The organism is Aliiroseovarius sp., from assembly GCF_965228805.1.
Classification (GTDB): domain Bacteria; phylum Pseudomonadota; class Alphaproteobacteria; order Rhodobacterales; family Rhodobacteraceae; genus JASBTN01.
Genome location: NZ_CBDDIE010000003.1, coordinates 3,001,890 through 3,021,121 on the forward strand (window position 1 = coordinate 3,001,890; position 19,232 = coordinate 3,021,121).

Consider the following 19,232-nt stretch of genomic DNA (forward strand, 5'->3'; position numbering starts at 1 on the left):
ACGGCGGACGATTTTCGCGAATCGTGGCCGATTGGGGACAGTAGTAAAGCGATCAGGGGCAGGGCATGATCAAGCGGTGGATCTCACCGAAGGTCGAAGAGCAGGCAGAGCCGACAGGCTTTGACAGCTACGAGCTCCGCCTTGGCGACGTGATGCGTGGCGAACGCGCCACCCTTGGCAAATCCCTTCTGGACGTACAGCGTGAGTTGAAGATCAAGGCGACCTATATCGCTGCGATTGAAAACTGCGATACTTCTGCCTTCGAAACCCAGGGTTTCATCGCGGGCTATGTACGCTCTTATGCGCGCTACCTCGGCATGAACCCGGAATGGGCCTACGAAACCTTCTGTACCGAGGCGGGATTCGCAACCGCGCATGGGTTGTCCGAGGAAGCCTCGACCACCAAACCCACCCGTAAAGAGTACGCCGGCGACCCGCTGGCCAACCCGGATGCGAGCTTTGTGCCGCGCCAGGAAAGCATCTTTGCCGGGGTCGAACCGGGCGCCGTCGGATCGGTTGCCGTTCTGCTGGCTCTGGTCGGCGTGATCGGTTTTGGCGGCTGGTCCGTTCTGAAAGAAATACAGCGTGTCGATTTCGCTCCGGTGGAACAGACCGCCAGCGCGATGGAGGCGCTGCCGGATCCGGTGACGGAAGAGCTCATCGCTTCCGCTGGTCCCGATGCCACGGATGTTGCGCCCGCTCCCCCCACTGTCGAGGCGCTTGACCGCCTGTCACGCCCGCCGGTGCTGGATGTGCCGGTTCTGGTGCCGCGGGACGGCCCGATCGCCACGCTTGACCCACGCTCGGTCGGCGTGATGGCACAACCGGCCCCCGCACCGGTGCGGGAGACGACCTTGGCCGCCGCCGCGCCGGAAACCTCCGCCCCGGCCGTCACCCCGGTGGTGCTGGGCGAGGAAGCGCCGGAAGTGGTGCTGTTCGCCGTGCGCCCGGCTTGGGTGCGCGTGCGCGCCGCTGATGGCACGGTGATCAAGGAAAAGGTGCTGGACGCCTGCGAACGCTTTGTTCTGCCGCGCACCGAACAGCCGCCAACTTTGCGCACCGGCAATGCGGGCGCCGTGTTCTTTGCCGTGAATGGCACGGTCTACGGCCCGGCAGGCGAAGGGGCCAGCGTTGTGAAAAACGTGGCTCTGGGCGCCGAAACACTCGCCGCTGCCTATGACCCGGTCGAGGCCAGCTCGCCGGAGGCCCGCCTGATCGCGACGCCTTCGCCGGACGATCCGGATTTCATTCCCGCCTCGGTCTGCGCGCGCTGAGCGTCGGCGGTTTCCCCGTGACATTCTGTCCCGACGCAGCCACGCGATTGTGCGCGTGCCCGGTGTGCGTTTGCTTGTGGTCCGGTCCCCGGCACGCTACCTAGAGCGCAAACAGCTGTCCCGACCTGCCATAAAGGTGCCGACATGAGCCACAATCCGATCCGTCCCTGGCGCGACATCGAGCGTCGCCAATCCCGTCAGATCATGGTGGGCAAGGTGCCCGTGGGCGGCGGCGCGCCGATTGCGGTGCAGACCATGACCAACACGGACTCGTCCGACGTCAAGGCGACTCTGGGCCAGGTTCTGGCCGCCGCCGAAGCGGGGGCGGATATCGTGCGTATCTCCTGTCCTGACGAGGGGTCCACCACGGCTCTGCGCGAGATCGTCAAGGAAAGCCCGGTGCCGATCGTCGCCGACATCCATTTCCACTACAAACGCGCCATTGAGGCCGCCGAGGCCGGTGCCGCCTGTCTGCGCATCAACCCGGGCAATATCGGGTCCGAGGACCGCGTGCGCGAGGTGATCAAGGCTGCGAAGGATCACGGCTGTTCGATCCGTATCGGTGTGAACGCGGGCTCGCTTGAGAAGCATCTGCTTGAAAAATATGGCGAACCTTGCCCCGAGGCGATGGTGGAAAGCGGTCTTGAGCACATCCGCATCCTCGAAGACAACGATTTCCGCGAATACAAGATCAGCGTGAAAGCTTCGGACGTGTTCCTGTCGGCCGCTGCCTATCACGGCATCGCGGATGCCACGGATGCACCAATTCACCTCGGCATCACCGAGGCGGGCGGTTTCGTCTCCGGCACGATCAAATCGGCCATTGGGCTGGGCAACCTGCTCTGGGCCGGGATTGGCGATACGATCCGGGTGAGCCTCTCGGCGGACCCGGTTGAAGAGGTCAAGGTTGGGTTCGAGATCCTGAAGAGCCTTGGCTTGCGGCACCGTGGCGTGAACATCATCTCCTGCCCCAGCTGCGCGCGCCAGGGCTTTGACGTGATCAAGACCGTGGCAGAACTGGAAGAGCGTCTGGCCCATGTTCACACGCCTCTGTCGCTGTCGATCATCGGCTGCGTGGTGAACGGCCCCGGCGAGGCGCTGATGACGGACGTGGGCTTTACCGGCGGTGGTGCGGGCTCCGGCATGGTCTATGTGGCGGGCAAGCAGGACCACAAGCAGGACAATGCGGGCATGATCGACCACATCGTCGAGCTGGTCGAACAGCGCGCTGCCGAGATCGAGGCCGAGATCGAGGCCGAGGCGGCGGAGTAGGCTGCATAGATTCGGTGAAAAACTATTAAATAGTTTTCGCTAACGCCGGTGGCCGAGCTGCGCTCGGAACTATGCACTGAATTCGGCGAAGCGTGCCGATTTCCCGTGCTGGGAGATCGAAAACCGCGCGCAGCGCGGCCACCGCCCAACCGGGGGCAAAGCCCCCTCGTCCAATGCGCAGGTGAAAATTATGTAATAATTTTGTACTTCTAGCGAATGTCCTTAACTGGAAATCGCATGCCGTCCTGTGTGATCAGCACCAGCCGCTCGCCGTTTTGCACGTAGAGGTCGCAGCGTTCCACGCCGGTGACGAAAGTAATACAGATCGTGCTGTCCTCGCCCACCGCATAGTGGCCGAGCCATGTGCCGCCTTCGCCATAGGTCCAGCTGTACTTGCCGTCTGTCTCGAAGCGCGACTCGCCACCGTCGAAAAAGGTCAGGGTCTGACCGGTCACGGCAGCCGAAAGCGCGGCTTGGTCCATAGGCTGGTCATCCGGGCGGATTGGGCTTTCACCCTCCTGGGCCAGCGCAGGGCTGACGGCGAACGCGAGGGGCGCGAGAAGACGCATGAGACATGGCATGGGTGGGCTCCTTTCTCGCCACCCTAGCGGGGAAGTCGCCTGATGCGCGTCACGATGCGGTGAGAGGTGCGTGAGGTGCCCTAGCGCTGCACCCGGGCCTGGCGGCCGCCACGGCGTTTGTGCATGCGCGGAGCGCGGTCGGGCAGCTCGGCCATGACCTCGCGCCGCTCGGCAGGTGTCATGCGGCCCCAGGTGGCGATTTCTTCGCGCGTGCGCAGGCAGCCCACGCAGAGCCCGACCTCCGGATGGATCGAACAGACCTTCACGCAGGGGCTTTCGGGCTCTTCCCGTTTCCAGACGTCATCCGTCATTGCATATGCCTCATCCGGTCCAACACACCTTGCAAGATATAGCCTGCGGCGACGTGATCAATCACCTCGGCGCGACGTTTTCGTGACGTATCCGCCTCCAACAGCGCCCGTTCGGCGGCCACGGTGGACAGTCGTTCGTCCCAGAATCCGATCGGCAGGTCGGTCAGGCGGCTGAGATTGCGAGCGAAAGCCCGGGTCGATTGGCAGCGCGGGCCTTCGGATCCGTCCATGTTGCGGGGCAGGCCCAAGACGATGCCACCCAGGGATCGGTCCTTGGCGATCTCCATCAGACGCGCCGCGTCCACGCCGAATTTCTTGCGGCGAATGGTCTCCAATGGCGTGGCCACCTGACGGAAACTGTCTGACACCGCCACACCAATGGTGCGGTCGCCCAGATCCAGCCCGGCCAGCGCCGTCATCGGTGCAAGGGCGGAGGCGAAACTCTCGATCTCCTCAAAGATCACTCTGTCACCCCGGCGGATTGCGCGGCCTGGGTCAGCAGGGCGATATCCTCGTCACTGCCTTCAAACACGCCCAGGGCTTCTTCGAAGATCAGTTTGGCCCGTTCGGTGTCGCCCACCACACCCAGGACGTTGATCAGACGGGCCCATTCCGTGGCCGGGCCGCCTTCGGTCGCCAACCGGTCCGAAAGCTGGTTGATCATGCCCTCGATCATCGCCTGCTGTTCTTCCGGCGACAGGGCCTGGGCGGCTTCGATGTCCTCGGCGGTGGGGCCGTCGGTCCCGGTCATTGCGGGGGGGACCGGAGCAGGGGGGGCGGAGTAGTCGTGACCGGCGCGGGCGGCCAGGCTTTCGATATTGCCGCGAATGATCGAAATCCACGGGCCATTGCCGCCACCCGGCTGTTCCAGCAGCTGCCGCCACAGGCGGAAGGCGATGTCCGGGCGGCCGGTCTGGTCATACATGACGCCGGTCAGGAAGCGCGCGGCCTCGTTGCCCGGGTCGATCTCCATTGCGCGGGCCAAGTAGGTTTCCGCCTGGGGCGAGACCATGCCTTCAGCCGCCAGGATCATCAGGTGGGCCACGCGGGCGTTGTCACCAGCGGTGGCCTCCTCGCCCTTCAGTTCGACCACGCGTTCTTGCGCTTTCCAGGCGGCGACGTAGTTGCCAAGCGCTTCCTCGTGATCGGCCAGCAGCATGTGGCCTTCCAACTCGTCGGGACGGGTCGAGACGGCCTCGCGCAGCCGTTCCACAAGAGCGACGTAGTCGGCGGGGGCTTCGGGCGGCGGGCCACCCCATGCGGGCAGGGCCGCTTCCAGCTCGGCCTGGCTTTCACGGTTCTCGCGTGCTTCGCGGGCAATGTCCTTGCGCGCCTCCAGCCCCATGTCGGGATAGCCTGCAGCCCCCATCTGGTCATAGAGCGCAAAGCCGCCGCCGATCACGATTGCCGCGGCAATTGCCGCCGTCACATAGGTCAGCCCGGCAGGCGCGGTATGGGCCTGCGACCCGGCCTGGGCCTTGCGGTCGGCCTCCAGCAGGCGGCGCGAGATCTCGACCCGGGCGCGTTCGCCTTCGGTCTGGTTGATCGTGCCGCGGGCCATGTCGCGGTCCAGCTCCTTCAGCTGGTCGCGATAGACCTGCACGTCGAAGCTGGCCGAGGCCTCCGCCGCGCCCTCGCGACGGCGCAGCATTGCCACGACCATGGCGCCCGTGGCGACCAGCGCCAGCGCCCCGGTGAAGATCCAGAAGCTCATCATATCTCTCCGCGCGTTTCGTTCCCCCTCATGTATAGCGCCCGTGGCCCGGGAAAAACCCCCATTGGTCAAGTGCGACAACCCGACAGGGCGCGCGCCGTTCACCATGTCGCGATTTTCCCCTCAAGCGGCGCGGGATAGCATTGGATTTCACCCCCCGGCCCGTAAAACGGAAGACGATAGGAAATCCCGAACAGGGGGGAATCGCCATGCGGCGTTATTCGGCATTCGCCATCGCGCGCGAAGGGGCGCGGTATCATACCGGTTGGGAGAGGGCCTGGCGCTCCCCCCAGCCGAAAAAGAAATATGACGTGGTCATCGTCGGTGCCGGTGGGCACGGGCTGGCCACCGCCTTTTACCTGGGCAAGAATTTCGGGATCACCAATGTGGCGATCATCGAAAAGGGCTGGCTGGGCGGCGGCAACACCGGCCGCAACACCACGATCATCCGGTCGAACTACCTGCAGGACCCCTCGGCGGCGATCTACGAAAAGGCGCGCAGCCTTTACGAGACAATGTCGCAGGACCTGAACTACAACGTCATGTTCTCGCCCCGTGGTGTCATGATGTTGGCACAGACCCATCACGAGGTGCGCGGCTACCAGCGCACCGCGCACGCCAACGCCCTGCAAGGCGTGTCGACCGAGTTCATCAGCCCCCAGCGGGTCAAGGAACTGGTGCCGATCATGGACATCAACGGGCCGCGCTACCCGGTGCTGGGCGCGCTGTGGCAGCCGCGCGGCGGCACCGCGCGTCACGACGCCGTGGCCTGGGGCTATGCCCGGGCCTGTTCCGACATGGGCATGGACATCATCCAGAAATGCGAAGTCACCGGTGTGAACCAGGCCGGCGGCAAGGTCACCGGCGTGCAAACCACCCTGGGCGAGATCGGCTGCGACAAGCTGGCCATCGTGGTCGCGGGCAACTCGGGCGATCTGGCCAACAAGGCCGGCTTCCGCCTGCCGATGGAATCGGTCGCCCTGCAAGCGCTGGTGTCCGAGCCGATCAAGCCGACCATCGACGTGGTCGTCATGGCCAACACCGTGCATGGCTACATGTCGCAGTCGGACAAGGGCGAACTGGTCATCGGCGGCGGCACCGACGGATTCAACAACTACACCCAGCGCGGCTCGTTCCACCATGTGGAGGAAACCGTGCGCGCCCTGGTCGAGACCTTCCCGATCATCTCGCGCCTGCGCATGATGCGCCAGTGGGGCGGCATCGTGGACGTGACCGGCGACCGCTCGCCCGTCATCTCGAAAACGCCGCTGGGCAACACCTTCATCAACGCGGGCTGGGGCACCGGCGGCTTCAAGTCGATCCCCGGCTCCGGCTGGGCCATGGCCGAGCTGGTCGCCAAGGGCGAACCCGGGCCTCTGGCCGCCGAGTTCGGCCTGGACCGCTTCCGCGAAGGCCGCTTCATCGACGAAAGCGTCGCCGCTGGCGTCGCCCACTAGGAGGATCAGACATGCTGACTTTGCAGTGCCCCTATTGCGGCGTGATGGCCGACGAGACGGAACTCCACGCGGAAGGCGAGGCGCATATCACGCGTTTCGGCCCCGGGTCGAGTGACGAGGACTTCGAAACCTACCTGTTCGAACGCAAGAACCCGAAAGGGGTTCACTTCGAACGCTGGCGTCACACCGGCGGCTGCGGGAAGTTCTTCCACGCCGCGCGCTCGACCTTGACGCTGGAGGTCTACGCGACCTATCCCGCACAAACCCTTGAGCCGCCGCAGGACGTCATTGACGCGATCAAGGCGAAACACCCCGACTGGGAGGGCTACAAATGAGCACCCGTCTGGCATCCGGCGGTCGCCTGATCGACCGCTCGAAAGCGATGGAATTCACCTTCAACGGCAAGCGCATGACGGGCTATGCCGGGGATACGCTGGCCGCCGCCCTTCTGGGCGCGGGTCAGACGCTGGTGGGTCGGTCGTTCAAATACCACCGTCCGCGCGGCATCGTCGCCTCGGGCTCCGAAGAGCCCAACGCGCTGGTGCACCTGGGCGAGGGCGCGCGGTTCGAGCCCGATCAGCGGGTCACCACGACCGAGCTGTTCGATGGCCTGACCTGCACCTCGCAGAACCACTGGCCGAGCCTCGAGTTTGACGTGGGCGCGATCAACAACAAGTTCTCACGCTTCCTGACCGCTGGCTTCTACTACAAGACCTTCATGTTCCCGCGTGTGGCGTGGGAGAAGCTCTTTGAACCCATCGTGCGTCAGTCGGCGGGCTTGGGCAATGTGCCCAAGGAACGTGACGCGGACCGCTACGAACACTTCTACGCCCATGTCGACGTTCTGGTCGTGGGCGGCGGTGTCGGTGGTCTGGCCGCCGCGCGGTCTGCCGCTTCCACAGGTGCCAAGGTTCTGCTCATTGAACAGACCGCCCACTGGGGCGGCCGCGCCGTCGTGGATGGCGGCGAAGTCGATGGCATGCCGGTCGAGGACTGGGTCAACAAGACCGTCGAAGAGCTTGAAAACATGGCGAATGTCACCATTCGCACCCGTATCATGGGCGCTGGTGTCTATGACCATGGCTATGCCACGGGTTACGAGCGTGTGGCCGACCATACGCCGGGCGATGGCCGTCCGCGTCACCGTCTGTGGCGGATCCGGGCCAAGCAGATTGTCTCGGCCACCGGGGCGATCGAACGTCCGCTGTCCTTCGCGGGCAACGACATTCCCGGCGTCATGCTGGCCGGTGCCGTGCGCGACTATATCGTCAACTGGGGTGTCTCGGTCGGCGACCGCGTGGTGGTCGTGACCAACAATGACGACGCCTATCGCACTGCGCTGGCAGTGAAGGCGGCGGGTCTGTCGGTGCCGATCATCCTGGACGCCCGCGCCGAGGCCAAGGGCCCCCTGGCCGATGCCGCCCGTGAGGCCGGCATTCGCGTCGAGGCCGGCAAGGGCATCGCCAAGGTGCACGGTGGCAAGAAGGTCACCGGCGTGACCATCTGCGCCCAGGCGGGCGAGGGGGCTTCGCTGGAGGACATCAAGTGCGACGCGGTTGCCATGTCCGGCGGCTGGTCCCCGGTCGTGCACCTGTGGTCGCATTGCGGTGGCAAGCTGATCTGGGATATCGAACAGGCCCATTTCCGCCCCGATCCCGACCGTGCGCCGACCAGCCATGACGGGGCCGCTTTCGTGGTCACCGCGGGCTCGGCCACCGGGGCGCTGTCGCTGGCTGACGTGCTGGCGGATGCGGACGCGGCGGGCAAGGTCGCGGGCAAGGCAGCGGGTGGCAAGACTTCGTCCAAGACCGCCCCGACGGTCGACGCCGAAACCATGCAGCCGATCGAACCGGTCTGGGTCATGCCGCAAGGCGCCGGTCCCGACAAGCGCATGAAAATGTGGCTGGATTTCCAGAACGACGTCAAGGTCTCGGACGTGCAGCTGGCTGCGCGCGAGGGGTATGAGAGCGTCGAACATACCAAGCGGTACACCACGCTGGGCATGGCCAACGACCAGGGCAAACTGTCCAACATCAACGGGTTGGCGATCCTGTCCGATGCGCTGAGCCAGGAGATCCCGGCGACCGGCACGACGACCTTCCGCCCGCCCTACAACCCGATCAGCTTCGGCGCGATCGCGGGCGAGGCGCGGGCCGAGCTGTTCCAGCCGGTACGTCAGACCCCGATGCACGGCTGGCACGCCGAGGCGGGCGCGTACTTTGAACCGGTCGGACACTGGTATCGCCCCTATTGCTACCCGAAAGCGGGTGAGACCCACGAACAGGCGGTCAATCGCGAGGTTCTGAACACCCGCGAGAATCTGGGCCTGCTCGACGCCTCGACCCTGGGCAAGCTGATCGTCAAGGGGCCGGATGCGGGCAAGTTCCTGGACATGATGTACACCAACATGATGTCGAACCTGGCCGTGGGCAAATGCCGCTATGGTCTGATGTGCTCGGAAAACGGCTTCCTGTCGGACGATGGCGTGGTTGCCCGTATCGACGAGGACACCTGGCTGTGCCACACCACCTCGGGCGGTGCCGACCGCATTCACGCTTGGATGGAAGACTGGCTGCAGTGCGAGTGGTGGGACTGGAAAGTCTATGTCGCCAATGTGACCGAGCAGCTGGCGCAGGTCGCCGTCGTCGGCCCCAATGCCCGCAAGGTGTTGGAAAAGCTGAACGATCAGGCCGGCGGTGGCATGGACCTGTCCGCCGAAGCGCTGCCCTTCATGCAGTGGCGTGACGGCAAGATCGGTGAGTTCGACGCGCGTGCCTATCGCATCTCGTTCTCGGGCGAGCTGTCCTATGAGATCGCCGTCCCTGCCAGCCAGGGCCGCGCCTTCTGGGACGCGCTGCTGGAAGCAGGCGAAGAGTTCGGCGTGATGCCCTACGGCACCGAATGTCTGCACATCATGCGGGCCGAGAAGGGCTTCATCATGATTGGTGACGAGACCGACGGCACCATCATCCCGCAGGACCTGGGCCTGAACTGGGCGATTTCCAAGAAGAAGGAAGACTTCATGGGCAAACGCGCGCAACAGCGTTCGCACATGACCGATCCGGACCGCTGGAAACTCGTCGGGCTCGAAACCCTGGATGGCTCCGTCATCCCCGACGGCGCCTATGCGGTGGGCGAGGGCGTGAACGCGAACGGCCAGAAGAATGTGATCGGCCGCGTGACCTCGACCTACTATTCGCCGACCCTGAAGAAGGGCATCGCCATGGGCCTGATCAAACACGGTCCGGACCGCATGGGCGAGGTGGTGAGCTTCCCCACGGTCGATGGCTCGAACACGGTGGTGAAGGCCAAGATCGTCAGCCCCGTTTTCTATGATCCGGAAGGAGAAAAGCAGAATGTCTGATGTTGTCTCGGCGCTGATGGGCGCGAAATCCGATGGCTTCTGCAAGGTGGAAGAGGCCGGTCTGGTCGGCATGGTCACCCTGCGCGGTGACCTGGCGTCGAAAACCCTGGAGAAGGCGGTGAAAGCCGCCACCGGGGCCGGCATGCCTGACACCTGCGGCATCAACGCGGGCGACAAGGGCAAGGTTGCCTGGATGTCGCCTGACGAGCTGCTCTTGATGGTCGATCACGGCGCCGCCGATGGGGTGGTGTCGGACCTGACCCAGGCCCTGTCCGGCGAACATGCGCTGGCGGTCAATGTCTCGGACGCCCGCGCGGTGTTCCATGTCTCGGGGGAGGGCGCGCGCGAGGTCGTCGCCAAGCTCAGCCCGGCCGACATTGCCGCGCTGGAGCCGGGCACCCTGCGCCGTTCGCGCCTGGCCCAGGTTCCCGCCGCCTTCCACATGGACGACGACGGCATGATCGAACTGGTCTGCTTCCGCTCGGTCGCCGCTTATGTCTTCGGGCTTTTGGAAAACGCGGCCAAGCCGGGCAGCGAGGTCGGCTACCTGGCATAAAGCTTGCGGGCAGGCTGTCCATTTCCGGTTGACGACGGGCGCAGAGCACATACTCTGCGCCCGTTTCCTGTTTGAGATGGAAGAAGACCATGAAATTCAAACCTTTCCTGACCACGCTGGTCCTTGCGAGCGCCCTTGCAACCTCCGCTACAGCCAAGACCTACAAATGCAGCATAACCCCTGCGGGTAACGGTGCCTGGATCCCGGAATTCGTTGTGCTGGATCATGACGAGGCGACCGGGGATGTGGTCGTGCTGGACGAGCTCATCAAGTATTTCAAAGACCGTCCGATCGAGGGCGAAGTCTCGACCGATAATGCCAAGCGCATCACCTATAAATGGGTGTTGAAGGATATCACGGTGACCGGCGGCGGTTCGCGCAACTTCGTCAAGGGTTTTCGTTTTACCCTGACAGTGCAGAAGGGGTCGCTGAAGGCCTCGATGTTTTCGACCCCGATCGGCTATGTGAACCGTGACAACGGTGAAGGGCGCTGCACGGTCGAATAGGGCCGAGGGCCGACAGGGGAGCGACCAGGTTTGGGATGAAGGGATTTAGAACCGTTTTAATTCGGATCCAGCCCCCTCAACCCCTTGACCTTTGGGGGCGGGCTGCCCCATCTAGGCTGTGACATTAACACGCATGAACAGGGAGCTGACCCATGGCTTTTGAACTTCCCGATCTTCCCTACGCCCACGACGCGCTGGCCAAATTCGGCATGTCGGCCGAGACGCTGGAATACCACCACGACCTGCACCACAAGGCCTATGTCGACAACGGCAACAAGCTGATCGCCGGCACCGAGTGGGAATCGAAGTCGATGGAAGAGATCATCACCGGCACCTACGACAAGTCGGCCGTGGCCCAGAACGGGATCTTCAACAACATCTCGCAGCTGTGGAACCACAACCAGTTCTGGGAGATGATGGGCCCGGGCAAGACCGCCATGCCGGGCGAGCTGGAAAAAGCCATCACCGAAAGCTTCGGTTCGGTCGACGAGTTCAAGTCGCAATTCTCTGCCGCTGGTGCCGGACAGTTCGGCTCGGGCTGGTGCTGGCTGGTCAAGAACGCCGACGGTTCGCTGGCCGTGACCAAGACCGAAAACGGCGTGAACCCGCTGTGCTTCGGCCAGACCGCCCTGCTGGGTTGTGACGTGTGGGAACACTCCTACTACATCGACTTCCGCAACAAGCGCCCGGCCTACCTGTCCAACTTCCTGGACAACCTGGTGAACTGGGAAAACGTTGCCTCGCGCCTGTGATCCAGGGGGTGATGCGGATTTGATCCGATCTTGCGGCCTCCCTCAACGGGGGGCCGTTTTTGTTTCTGCCGAGTAGTGCTCATGAGTTTTCGTTTGACTTCGACCCTCGCTGCGGCGGTTTGCGCCGCCCTCGCGCTCGTGTTGTTCTTTACGCCTGCGGTGATCTATTGGCTGTTTCAGTTGGCCCCGCATGAAAGCGCCGATTTCATCGCGCGCCGCGCCGCCATGATGTTTGCTGGCCTCGCAGTCCTGTCCTTCCAGGCCCGCGTCCTGCTGGAGCGCAGCGCGCAACGGGCGGTCTCCATCGGCATGGTCGTCATGATGGCGGGGCTTGCGGTGCTCGGGGCCTGGGAGTTCCTTATCGGACGGGCAGGCCCCGGCATTTTTCTTGCGGTTGGGACAGAGCTGTTCTTCGCCCTGTCCTTCGCGGGCATCTGGCGAGGTTAGAGCCGCGCGAATTTGCAGGTAAAATGCCGCATCAGCTTGGGCTCCCAGGTGATGCGGAAGCCTGTCAGGCTGTCCTTCATCCCCGCCAGTTCCTCGAAGGCTTCGATGATGTAATCCGCATGGCTTTGCGTATAGGTGCGACGCGGGAAGGCAAGGCGCACGAGGTCCATGGCGGCGGGCAATTCCGAGCCATCCGGTTGGCGGCCGAACATCACCGTGCCGATTTCGCAGGACCGCACCCCGGCAAGTTCGTAAAGAGCGACGGCCAGGGCCTGGCCCGGATATTCGGTGGGCGGGATGTGATCCAGCCAGGCGCGCGCGTCGATGAAGACCGCGTGGCCCCCGGCCGGTTTCACCACCGGCACGCCGAGCGCGTCGAGCTTTTCGATGATGTATTCATTGGTGCGAATGCGGTAGCGCAGGTAATCCTCGTCCACGATCTCCACCAAACCTTGCGCAAGAGCGTCCAGGTCGCGCCCGGCCAAGCCGCCGTATGTCGGGAAGCCTTCGGTGCGGATCAGGTGAGCGCGGGCTTCTTCGGCCAGGTCGTCGTCGTTCACGGCCAGCCAGCCGCCGATATTGCCGAAGGCATCCTTCTTGGCGGACATGGTCATGCCGTCGCCCTCGCGGAAACAGTCGCGCACGATCTCGGGGATGGGGCGCCCGGACTGGCCCTCTTCGCGCTGCTTGATGAACCAGGCGTTTTCTGCAAAACGGCAGCCGTCGATGAAGAAGGGCTTGCCATGGGCACGGGCGGTTGCAGCGACGGCGCGAATGTTCTCCAGACTTACCGGCTGGCCGCCGCCCGCGTTGTTGGTGATGGTCAGCATGACACAGGGGACCGCCTCGCCGTGCTGGGCCAGGTAGGCGTCGAGCCTGGCGATATCCATGTTGCCCTTGAACGGGTGCAAGCTGGCCGGATCGCGCCCCTCGTCGATCACCAGGTCCGTGGCCGTGGCACCCGAGGCTTCGATATTCCCACGAGTGGTGTCGAAATGGGTGTTCGAGGGGATCATGCGGCCTGGTCCGCCGAAGATGTCGAACAGGATCGCCTCGGCCGCGCGGCCCTGGTGGGTGGGGATCACATGTTTGAAGGGCGCAAGGTTCTGCACCGCGTCGCGGAAGCGGTGAAAGCTGGGCGATCCGGCATAGCTTTCGTCACCGCGCATGACCGCCGCCCATTGTTCGGCGGACATGGCGCCGGTGCCTGAGTCCGTCAATAGGTCGATCAGCACGTCATCGGCGTCAAGCGTGAAGAGGTTGTAATCGGCCGCGCGGATCAGCGCCGCGCGTTCCTCGCGCGTGGTCATGCGGATCGGTTCGACCGATTTGATGCGGAAAGGTTCGATGATGGTTTTCATCCAAAGGGCTCCTAACAGGGCCCCCGGACGCTCGCGGCAACTCTCAACACGAAGGGACCCAAGCGCCACGGTTGCCCAAAAGGACCGCGCTCAGCGCCCAACAAGTTGCGCGGGATTTCTGGCATGGGGCAGGGGCCCAGTCAAGATGTCGCTCAAGGCTTGACCTGCCCGTCAATGTCAGGCCCAAAGGGCGCATGAGCGAGACGTCAAAAGGCATCCTGGCCATGGTGGCCGCCTGCGTGATCTGGGGCTTTGTGCCGCTGTATTACGCGCTTCTGTCGCATGTGCCGCCGTTGGAGGTGCTCAGCCACCGCACGCTCTGGTCGCTGGTGCTATTCGGCGTGCTGCTGTCGGTGCAGGGGCGGTTGGGAGAGCTGCCGCGTATCTTGTTGACCTGGCGGGGTTTTTTGTTGGTCTCGGTGGCTGGCCTGATGGTGTCGACCAACTGGGGCATCTTCATCCTGTCGGTGCAGATCGGAAAAGTCGTCGAAAGCTCCCTGGGCTATTTCATCTTCCCGCTGGTGGCGGTTGTGCTGGGCCGTTTGGTCTATGGCGAGCGGTTAAGTCGGGTGAAATGGCTGTCGGTCGCCATCGCCACTACGGCGGTGGTGGTGCTGACCGCCGGGCTGGGTGTGGCGCCCTGGATCAGCCTGATCCTGGCCTTTACCTTCGGGCTGTACGGCGTGATCAAGAAGGGGCTGGAGGCGGGCCCAGTGGTGTCCGTGACCGGCGAAGTCCTGGTGCTGGCCCCCATGGCCGCGATCTGGCTGGCCGGAGTGCATTTCGGCGGATGGGAGGGGCTGACGGGCCACAACGCCGCCGTCTTCGGCCATGACCTGCAAGACAGCCTGGTGTTGATCGGATCGGGCCTGACCACGGCGGGGCCGCTGATCCTGTTCAGCTACGCCAGCCGCCGGTTGGACCTGTCGACGGTGGGGCTGCTCCAGTACATCAACCCCAGCCTGCAATTCCTTTGCGCCGTGGCGATCCTGGGCGAGGCGGTCACGCCCTGGCACATGCTGGCCTTTCCGATGATCTGGCTGGCGTTGGCGATCTATTCCGCCGAGGCGTTCCGTCAGGACAGGGCGTCGCGCAGGGCCGCGCGCAGCTGATCCACGTCCTCCACCACCTGCAGGAAGCCCTTTACACTGGCATCTGCGAAGCCTTCCGCCACGATATGATCCAGCATCGCCACCAAGGGTGACCAGTAGCCGTCCACATTCAACAGGAAGATCGGCTTGGCATGCAGCCCCAGCTGGCGCCAGGTCAGCGCTTCAAAGAACTCGTCCAATGACCCGGCCCCGCCTGGCAGCACCACGATGGCGTCGGAGTTCATGAACATGACCTTCTTGCGCTCGTGCATGTTCTCGGTGACCACATAACGGGTCAGGTCGCGCTTGCCGACCTCGCGTTTCACAAGGTGTTCGGGAATCACCCCGAAGGTCTCGGCGCCCGCGGCCTGGGCGCTGCGTGCGACCGCCCCCATCAGCCCGACATCCCCCGCGCCGTAGACCAGGCGCCAGTTTTCCTGTGCCAGGGCAATGCCGAACGCCTCGGCAGCCGCGCGGTAGCTGGATCGCCCCCCATCACGTGCGCCGCAATAGACACAGACCGAAAATTTCGCCGTCGACATGGCTTCCCCCAAGGAATGTTGTTTTGACCCTTGTTAGAGCGGTTGTTAAGGTCGCTCAAGCGCTGACCCGAAGACGTTGGCGCAAGGGGGATGACATGGCTGTTGGAAACGGTGGTTCAGGGGCGAGTAGTAGCCTGGCCGTTCTGGGTGGTGCAGCAGGCGCGGTGGCGCTTGTTGTTGTAGGATATCTGATTTTTCAGGCTGTGCAGGGGGATGAGCCCGCGCCGGTGCCGGTGGCGGAACCTGCACCTGTTGCCGAGCCCGAGCCTGCGCCCGAAGTGACCGAGGCCGCGCCGGAGCCTGCGTCGGAGCCCGCCGCGCCGGTGGCCCCAGAGTTTGACGTGGTCCGCGTAGATCCCAATGGCGAAGCGCTGGTGGCCGGGCGTGCCGAACCGGGCGCGCCTGTCACCATCATGGTCGACGGCGAAGAGGTCGCGAGCGTCGAGGCCAACGCCTCGGGCGAATTCGTCGCCATGTTCTCGATGCAGGGGGATGGCGACCCGAAAGTGGTCACACTGAACGCCGGGGGCGAGGAGGTGGTTGCCTCCGCCGAAAACGTGATCGTGACCCCGGCCGCTCCATCTGCCCCGGCGGAGGATACTCCCGCCGAGCCGGTCGAAACCGCCGAAGCCGAGCCCACCACCCCGGAGGCCAGCGCCCCCGATACCCCCGTCGAAACCGCCGAGGCCACGCAGCCTGATGTTGACCCGGCTGCGCCGCAGGTTCTGCTGGCCGATGAAAGCGGAATCACGATCTTGCAGGACGCCGGCGACACGCCGCTTGAAGTGATGGAAGTCATTTCGCTCGACACGATCGCCTATGACGAAGAGGGCGCGGTGGAACTGGCCGGACGCGGGCGCGAAGATCGCCAAGTGCTGGTCTATCTGAACAATGCGCTCATTCGCACCGTGCGTGTGGGCGAGGGTGGTCAATGGCGTGCACCGCTGCCCGATGTGGCGACCGGTGTCTATACCCTGCGGGTGGATGAGGTGGACGAGGATGGCACCGTGACCTCGCGCAGCGAGACGCCCTTCAAGCGCGAAGAGCCTGATGCGCTGGTCTCGGCTGCGGTCTCGGGTGGCTCCGACGCCCCGGGCCGCCCGCCGATCGAACGTATCACCGTGCAGCCGGGATCGACCCTCTGGGCGATTGCGCGTGAGAAATACGGTGAGGGGATCATGTATGTCGAGGTCTTCGACGCCAACCGTGATCGCATTCGCAATCCCGATCTGATCTACCCGGGCCAAGTCTTCGAACTGCCTGATCAGTAGGCGAAATCTGCATGAGGGGCGGGTGACTTACTTGCCCATCGCCTCCTGTGCGCAGGCGCAGATGTCGGGATCGGCGCCGCAGCAATCCGCCAGAAGGTAGCCGATCGTGCCCCCCAGCGTGTCCTTCTGGATGCGGTAAATCACCTGCCGACCCTGTTTCTCGGACCCGATCAGGCCCGCCTGCTCCAGAGCATTCAGGTGAAAGGTCAGGGCCGAGGGTGACACGTCCAACGCCTCGGCAATCGCCCCGGCGGGGCGGCCGTCAGCCATGCAGGGGACCAGCAGGCGCACGATCTCCAACCGGGTTTCGTGGGCCATGGCCGAGAGGGCGGTGAGGGCTTTACCTTTGTCCATCTTTCAATTATTCAAGAATGGTTGAATTATCTTCTGTCTAGCCCATCTCTCTGGCGAAGGCAACAGAGCAGAAAGCCACACCGATGCCCCCCTCCCGGATCACTTCGACAGACGCGCCAGAAGGTGGTTGGCGCACCATTCGCAAGGTTGCACCCTATCTCTGGCCAGAGGGGCAGAGCTGGGTCAAACGGCGTGTCGTCTTTGCGATGCTCTTCCTGCTGGCCTCGAAATTGGTCAGCGTCGGCACGCCGTTTCTGTACAAGGCTGCGGTGGACGTTCTGTCGGGCGAAGGTGCGGCGGATCCGGCCTGGATGCTGGGCCTGGGCGCAGTCGGGTTGACCGTTGCCTATGGTATGGCGCGGCTGATGACCAACGGGTTTCAGCAGCTGCGTGACGCGATCTTTGCCAAGGTCGGACAACGGGCCCTGCGGGCGCTTGCGCTAGAAACCTTTACCCATATGCACAACCTGTCCATGCGCTATCACATCACGCGCAAGACGGGTGGGCTTAGTCGCATCATCGAACGGGGTGTGAAGGGTGTCGAGTTCCTTTTGCGCTTCCTGCTGTTTTCCATCGGGCCGCTGATCCTGGAACTTCTGATGATCGCGGTGGTGCTTTATGCGGTCTTCGACGCCTGGTATCTGGCCGTGGTGGCGGGGACGATTGCGATCTATGTCTGGTTTACCTTCAAAGTCACCGAGTGGCGCGTGCGTATCCGCAAGGAGATGAATGACCAGGACACGGATGCCAACCAGAAGGCCATTGATAGTCTTCTGAATTTCGAGACGGTCAAATACTTCGGCGCCGAACGCCGCGAGGCGGAACGTTATGACCTTTCCATGGCAGGCTATGAGGCTGCGGCGCTGAAAACCTCTTATTCGCTGGCCTTCCTGAACTTCGGCCAAGCCCTTCTGATCACCTGTGGGCTGGTCGTCGTCATGGTCATGGCCGCCGTGGGCGTGGGCAATGGCACGCTAACCGTCGGCGATTTTGTCATGGTCAACGCCTATATGATCCAGATCACGATGCCGCTGAACTTCCTCGGTACGGTCTATCGCGAGATCCGCCAGGCGTTGGTGGATATGGGCGAGATGTTTGACCTGTTGGAGCAACCGGCCGAGGTACAGGACAAGCCACAAGCACCGGACATCAAGGTCAATGGCGGCGAACTGGAGTTCGACGACATTCTGTTTGGCTATGACGCGGCGCGGCCGATCCTGAAAGGCGTGAGCCTGACCGTGCCCGCTGGGCGCACCGTGGCCATTGTCGGCCCGTCCGGTTCGGGAAAATCGACCATCGGGCGGCTCATGTTCCGGTTCTATGATGTAAACGCCGGTGCCTTGCGCATTGATGGGCAGGACGTGCGCGACGTCAGCCAGGAAAGCCTGCACCAGTCGATCGGCGTGGTGCCGCAGGACACGGTGTTGTTCAACGACTCGATCTATTACAACATCGCCTATGGCCGCCCCGAGGCGACCCGGGCCGAGGTCGAAGCCGCTGCCAAGGCCGCGCGCATTCATGACTTTGTCATGAGCCTGCCGGAAGGCTACCAGACCCAGGTCGGCGAGCGTGGCTTGAAACTGTCGGGCGGTGAGAAACAGCGCGTGGGCATTGCGCGCACGCTCTTGAAAAATCCGCCGATCCTGCTTTTGGACGAAGCCACCTCGGCGCTGGATACGGAGACCGAACGGGATATCCAGGAAAGCCTGAACGCGATGGGGCAGGGGCGCACGGTGATCACCATCGCCCACCGCCTGTCCACCGTGGCGGATGCGGATGAGATCGTGGTGCTCGAACAGGGCGTGATCTCCGAACGCGGCACCCATGACGAGCTTCTGGAAATGGGTGGGCGCTATGCCTCCATGTGGGCGCGTCAGGCCGCCGAAGCGGAAGAGGAGCAAGCGGCATGAGCCTGACCATTCGTCCCGTCACCCCCGAAGACCGCGCAGAGTGGTCGCGGCTCTGGGATGCCTACCTGGCTTTCTACGGCCTGACCCGTGGGCCGGAGGTGCATGATGTCACCTGGGCGCGCATCCTCGACCCGGGGGAGGAGATGTTTTCGCTTCTGGCAGAGCAGGACGGGCGGGTGATCGGCCTGGCCAACTACCTGCTGCACAAAAGCTTCTGGGATATCGAACCGCGCTGTTACCTGAACGACCTCTATGTCGACCCGGATGTGCGCGGCTCCGGCGCCGGGCGCGCACTGATCGAGGCGTTGAGTGCACATGCGAAAGATCTGGGTGCGGTCAGCACCTACTGGCTGACGGCAGAGGATAATGCGCCAGCGCGGGGGCTTTACGATACGCTCGCCGAAAAGACGCCGTTTGTGCATTACCGCAAGGTGTAGATCCGTCTCCAAACAACCAAGGGAAAAGGGCC

The 19,232-nt window shown here is 63.7% G+C and carries 20 protein-coding genes and 1 pseudogene; 14 read left to right on the top strand and 7 right to left on the bottom strand.

What is annotated here, in order from left to right:
• Positions 1-152: 152 nt before the first annotated feature.
• The 3 genes and pseudogenes from ACO07D_RS15820 to ispG form a co-directional block, all read left to right on the top strand.
• Positions 153-317, top strand: a pseudogene (locus ACO07D_RS15820) (helix-turn-helix domain-containing protein); the annotation flags it as partial.
• Complete coding sequence (locus tag ACO07D_RS15825; protein ID WP_421705048.1) at positions 318-1,274, top strand: RodZ domain-containing protein; 957 nt, start codon at positions 318-320, stop codon at positions 1,272-1,274.
• Positions 1,275-1,418: 144 nt separating this feature from the next.
• A complete protein-coding gene (ispG, locus tag ACO07D_RS15830; protein ID WP_421703905.1) occupies positions 1,419-2,546 on the top strand; it encodes a flavodoxin-dependent (E)-4-hydroxy-3-methylbut-2-enyl-diphosphate synthase in 1,128 nt (375 codons plus the stop codon).
• A 209-nt stretch (positions 2,547-2,755) separates the two neighbouring features.
• On the opposite strand, the gene ACO07D_RS15835 is transcribed toward ispG, so the two are convergent.
• The 4 genes from ACO07D_RS15835 to ccmI all read right to left on the bottom strand — a co-directional run bounded on the left by ACO07D_RS15835 (position 2,756) and on the right by ccmI (position 5,152).
• A complete protein-coding gene (locus ACO07D_RS15835; protein ID WP_421703906.1) occupies positions 2,756-3,127 on the bottom strand; it encodes a hypothetical protein in 372 nt (123 codons plus the stop codon).
• Between the two features lie 80 nt (positions 3,128-3,207).
• Positions 3,208-3,438, bottom strand: a complete 231-nt coding sequence (locus tag ACO07D_RS15840; RefSeq protein WP_421703907.1) for a DUF1289 domain-containing protein — start codon at positions 3,436-3,438, stop codon at positions 3,208-3,210.
• Positions 3,435-3,857 carry a Holliday junction resolvase RuvX gene (gene ruvX / locus ACO07D_RS15845; protein WP_421705049.1) on the bottom strand — a complete coding sequence of 141 codons (423 nt, stop codon included), beginning with the start codon at positions 3,855-3,857 and terminating at the stop codon, positions 3,435-3,437. The genes ACO07D_RS15840 and ruvX overlap by 4 nt, the downstream gene beginning before the upstream one ends.
• Positions 3,858-3,898: 41 nt before the next feature.
• Positions 3,899-5,152, bottom strand: coding sequence for a c-type cytochrome biogenesis protein CcmI (ccmI, locus tag ACO07D_RS15850; RefSeq protein ID WP_421703908.1), 1,254 nt, complete (start codon positions 5,150-5,152; stop codon positions 3,899-3,901).
• 209 nt (positions 5,153-5,361) lie between these two features.
• Here ccmI and ACO07D_RS15855 point away from each other — a divergent pair, with 209 nt between their 5' ends.
• From ACO07D_RS15855 to ACO07D_RS15885, 7 genes are all read left to right on the top strand, one after another.
• On the top strand, positions 5,362-6,609 hold the full coding sequence (locus tag ACO07D_RS15855) for a sarcosine oxidase subunit beta family protein (protein ID WP_421703909.1): 1,248 nt from the start codon (positions 5,362-5,364) through the stop codon (positions 6,607-6,609).
• Between the two features lie 11 nt (positions 6,610-6,620).
• Complete coding sequence (locus ACO07D_RS15860; RefSeq protein ID WP_421703910.1) at positions 6,621-6,944, top strand: sarcosine oxidase subunit delta; 324 nt, start codon at positions 6,621-6,623, stop codon at positions 6,942-6,944.
• Positions 6,941-9,973: a sarcosine oxidase subunit alpha family protein gene (locus ACO07D_RS15865; RefSeq protein WP_421703911.1), complete on the top strand. Its 3,033-nt coding sequence runs from the start codon at positions 6,941-6,943 to the stop codon at positions 9,971-9,973. Before ACO07D_RS15860 ends, ACO07D_RS15865 begins: the two co-directional genes overlap by 4 nt.
• Positions 9,966-10,529, top strand: coding sequence for a sarcosine oxidase subunit gamma (locus ACO07D_RS15870; protein WP_421703912.1), 564 nt, complete (start codon positions 9,966-9,968; stop codon positions 10,527-10,529). The genes ACO07D_RS15865 and ACO07D_RS15870 overlap by 8 nt, the downstream gene beginning before the upstream one ends.
• An 89-nt stretch (positions 10,530-10,618) precedes the next feature.
• Positions 10,619-11,035, top strand: a complete 417-nt coding sequence (locus ACO07D_RS15875; protein ID WP_421703913.1) for a hypothetical protein — start codon at positions 10,619-10,621, stop codon at positions 11,033-11,035.
• Positions 11,036-11,187: 152 nt separating this feature from the next.
• Entirely contained in the window at positions 11,188-11,787 is a 600-nt protein-coding gene (locus ACO07D_RS15880) for a superoxide dismutase (protein ID WP_421703914.1), read from the top strand.
• 81 nt (positions 11,788-11,868) lie between these two features.
• Positions 11,869-12,234, top strand: a complete 366-nt coding sequence (locus ACO07D_RS15885; protein ID WP_421703915.1) for a hypothetical protein — start codon at positions 11,869-11,871, stop codon at positions 12,232-12,234.
• Here the strand turns inward: ACO07D_RS15885 and ACO07D_RS15890 are convergent.
• On the bottom strand, positions 12,231-13,595 hold the full coding sequence (locus ACO07D_RS15890) for a tryptophanase (RefSeq protein ID WP_421703916.1): 1,365 nt from the start codon (positions 13,593-13,595) through the stop codon (positions 12,231-12,233). The genes ACO07D_RS15885 and ACO07D_RS15890 overlap by 4 nt on opposite strands.
• Before the next feature lie 194 nt (positions 13,596-13,789).
• Between ACO07D_RS15890 and rarD the strand changes: the two genes are divergently transcribed.
• Positions 13,790-14,707, top strand: coding sequence for an EamA family transporter RarD (gene rarD, locus ACO07D_RS15895; RefSeq protein ID WP_421703917.1), 918 nt, complete (start codon positions 13,790-13,792; stop codon positions 14,705-14,707).
• On the opposite strand, the gene ACO07D_RS15900 is transcribed toward rarD, so the two are convergent.
• A complete protein-coding gene (locus ACO07D_RS15900; RefSeq protein ID WP_421703918.1) occupies positions 14,671-15,228 on the bottom strand; it encodes a TIGR00730 family Rossman fold protein in 558 nt (185 codons plus the stop codon). The two genes, rarD and ACO07D_RS15900, sit on opposite strands and share 37 nt — an antisense overlap.
• 95 nt (positions 15,229-15,323) lie before the next feature.
• Between ACO07D_RS15900 and ACO07D_RS15905 the strand changes: the two genes are divergently transcribed.
• Entirely contained in the window at positions 15,324-16,499 is a 1,176-nt protein-coding gene (locus ACO07D_RS15905) for a LysM peptidoglycan-binding domain-containing protein (protein WP_421703919.1), read from the top strand.
• A 27-nt stretch (positions 16,500-16,526) separates the two neighbouring features.
• On the opposite strand, the gene ACO07D_RS15910 is transcribed toward ACO07D_RS15905, so the two are convergent.
• Positions 16,527-16,853 carry an ArsR/SmtB family transcription factor gene (locus tag ACO07D_RS15910; RefSeq protein WP_421703920.1) on the bottom strand — a complete coding sequence of 109 codons (327 nt, stop codon included), beginning with the start codon at positions 16,851-16,853 and terminating at the stop codon, positions 16,527-16,529.
• Between the two features lie 83 nt (positions 16,854-16,936).
• Between ACO07D_RS15910 and ACO07D_RS15915 the strand changes: the two genes are divergently transcribed.
• Both ACO07D_RS15915 and ACO07D_RS15920 read left to right on the top strand, forming a co-directional pair.
• Entirely contained in the window at positions 16,937-18,763 is a 1,827-nt protein-coding gene (locus ACO07D_RS15915; protein WP_421703921.1) for an ABCB family ABC transporter ATP-binding protein/permease, read from the top strand.
• Entirely contained in the window at positions 18,760-19,200 is a 441-nt protein-coding gene (locus ACO07D_RS15920; RefSeq protein ID WP_421703922.1) for a GNAT family N-acetyltransferase, read from the top strand. Before ACO07D_RS15915 ends, ACO07D_RS15920 begins: the two co-directional genes overlap by 4 nt.
• Positions 19,201-19,232: the final 32 nt, after the last annotated feature.